This is a genomic window from Arsenophonus sp. ENCA, from assembly GCF_002287155.1.
In the GTDB taxonomy this organism is placed as follows: Bacteria; Pseudomonadota; Gammaproteobacteria; order Enterobacterales; family Enterobacteriaceae; genus Arsenophonus; species Arsenophonus nilaparvatae.
The window spans coordinates 1-2273 of sequence record NZ_NHNG01000372.1 but is presented as its reverse complement, the minus strand read 5'-3'; the positions used below and the strand labels follow the sequence as shown (position 1 = coordinate 2273).

3 protein-coding genes and 1 pseudogene are annotated in these 2273 nt (G+C 35.6%); 1 reads left to right on the top strand and 3 read right to left on the bottom strand.

Annotated elements, in window-relative coordinates; all coding sequences use genetic code 11:
• Nucleotides 1-197: hypothetical protein (locus tag CBG25_RS09790; protein WP_290604058.1), on the bottom strand; the 197-nt coding region annotated here is incomplete at its 3' end.
• A 33-nt stretch (nucleotides 198-230) separates the two neighbouring features.
• Here CBG25_RS09790 and aceK point away from each other — a divergent pair.
• The gene (aceK, locus tag CBG25_RS09785; protein ID WP_290606350.1) at nucleotides 231-1634 is read left to right on the top strand and encodes a bifunctional isocitrate dehydrogenase kinase/phosphatase; all 1404 of its coding nucleotides are present in this window, start codon (nucleotides 231-233) and stop codon (nucleotides 1632-1634) included.
• A 69-nt stretch (nucleotides 1635-1703) separates the two neighbouring features.
• On the opposite strand, the pseudogene CBG25_RS09780 reads toward aceK, so the two are convergent.
• Both CBG25_RS09780 and CBG25_RS09775 read right to left on the bottom strand, forming a co-directional pair.
• A pseudogene (locus CBG25_RS09780) lies at nucleotides 1704-1862 on the bottom strand (IclR family transcriptional regulator C-terminal domain-containing protein); the annotation flags it as partial.
• 58 nt (nucleotides 1863-1920) lie between these two features.
• Nucleotides 1921-2273, bottom strand: a 353-nt coding sequence (locus CBG25_RS09775) for a transposase family protein (protein WP_290603898.1), incomplete at its 5' end; no start/stop codon positions are given.

Sequence of the window (2273 nt, the reverse complement as noted above, 5' to 3'; positions counted from 1 at the left end):
CTTTTTTTGTCTATAGAAGGTTCAACTAATCGCCATAGGTCTTTAGGGCGGAAACATCTACTTTTTAACCATCGGCTAACCGTGTCATGAGATAAAGGCGATGGGCTGACTTCTGATAACGCCAAACTAGAGTATCTTACACTGCTTACTTGCAAGAATATTTTATAGATATCTTTAATGCATGGATAACCGGACAAAATATGAACATCCTGATTTTTTCTTGTTTTTAAATTTATACTTCTTTTTTAGAGACTGCGAAACTCGTGAATTTATTTATTTTTACTTCACAGCCAGTAAATCGTTTCTGTGATACCCCGCGTCCGTTATCTCGTTGTTTTTCTATTCATATGAGGCTTAAAAAAACCATAGAAAATATTTTAATGGATATTCCGTTCCGTCTAGTGTGGGAAGATTTACCGAGAGATGTAAGTTATATCGTTAGTTATCTCAAAAAGACATTTTCTGCTAAACAATTAGCTGACGTCAAATTTGAGATAGCAAATGAATTATTTTATCGTAATAAAGCAGCTTGGGTAGTAGGTAAAATAATGATTGGCAAAATTGTTTATCCATTTTTATTGCCAATCCATAATAATGAGCAAGGTGGTATTTATGTTGATACTTGCCTAACTAATTATAACAATGCCAGTATTATATTTGGTTTTGCTCGTTCCTATTTTATGGTCTACGTTCCATTTCCTGCGGCGTTGGTTTTTTGGTTAAGAGATATTTTACCGGGAAAGTCAATTGCCGAATTATATATGTCAATTGGCTGTCAGAAACATGGAAAAACCGAGTATTATCGAGAATACCTGGCTTTTATAAACTTTTCACAAGAACAGTTTATTATTGCTCCGGGTATAAAAGGCATGGTAATGCTAGTTTTTACTTCGCCTTCTTTTGAACGAGTTTTTAAAGTAATTAAAGATCGCTTTTGGCCACCAAAGCAAGTTACGCAAGAGCGGGTGCAGGCATGTTATCGAATAGTTAAGGAACATGATCGTGTTGGTAGAATGGCGGATACGCAGGAGTTTGAGAATTTTGTCATCGCCAAAAAACATATTAGTGAAGAATTGATGGCAGAATTATGGCGTGAAATACCATCAAAACTGCAAGATTTAGGTGATAAAATTTTGATCCGTCATCTCTACATGGAAAGAAAGATGATCCCACTAAATATTTACACTGATCAAGTTAAAAGTGAAGAGTTAAGATGGATCATTGAAGATTATGGTAATGCTATTAAACAATTGGCGGCAGCAAATATTTTTCCAGGTGATATGTTATTTAAAAATTTTGGTGTCACTCGTCATAAACGGGTAGTTTTTTACGATTATGATGAAATTTGTTATATGACTGAAATGAATTTTCGAAAAATATCAGAGCCACTTTATCCCGAGCAAGAAATGGCTGATGAGCCTTGGTATAGTGTGGCTGAACATGATGTATTTCCAGAAGAGTTCCGCCATTTTCTTTGTAATGATCCAGCTATTAGGAAATATTTTGAAATGTACCATGCTGATCTGTTTAGTGCAGAATATTGGCAATCATTACAAGAAAAAATATGTCAGGGATATATAGCCGATGTTTTTGCTTATCCGGTAAAACAAAGGTTTTCTCAACGCTCATTTTAATATAAGCAAGTGTTGTCATATATAATATAAATAGCATGTCTAATTAATTTCTAGCTATTTAATAAATTTTTAATGAATAGCGCCAAATTCACAACTGATCTGTTTTGCTGCTTGTAAAATAGTGCTACCTAATTCGTTAATGCGATTATTTGTAATACGGGAACTAGGGCCTGAGATGGAAATTGCAGCGAAAACTTCTCGGTATTCATCATAAATGCAGGCCCCCAACACAATAAGCGTGTTGCTTAATAGTGAAATAAGGGTGTTTCGGTGATTGAAGTAAATTTTACGCTGTTCTGAGATGGAAATTCCAAAGACCTGCGCTAAGGAGTAAGAAGGTATCATCAATAAAGGGTCTACGATTCCGTAAAATTTGGGTCATGCAACCGAGGCGCTTGATACCCGCGATGGCGTGTTCAACTGTAATACGGATGCCCGAAATTATTTTATTTTCTTGTTTTTGTTCAGGCGATAAAGGTCTTTTTCGAGTTCCTTTTTTTGGGATTTGTGTATTAGGATGCTGTTTATCTATACCTTGAAAACCGGTATCTGCCCAGATGGTTACCTCAGGAGGAATATGGCGAATTATATCGACTTTATCGAGTAAGCGTTTATCGTGACGGCGCCCATTTTTGCTCA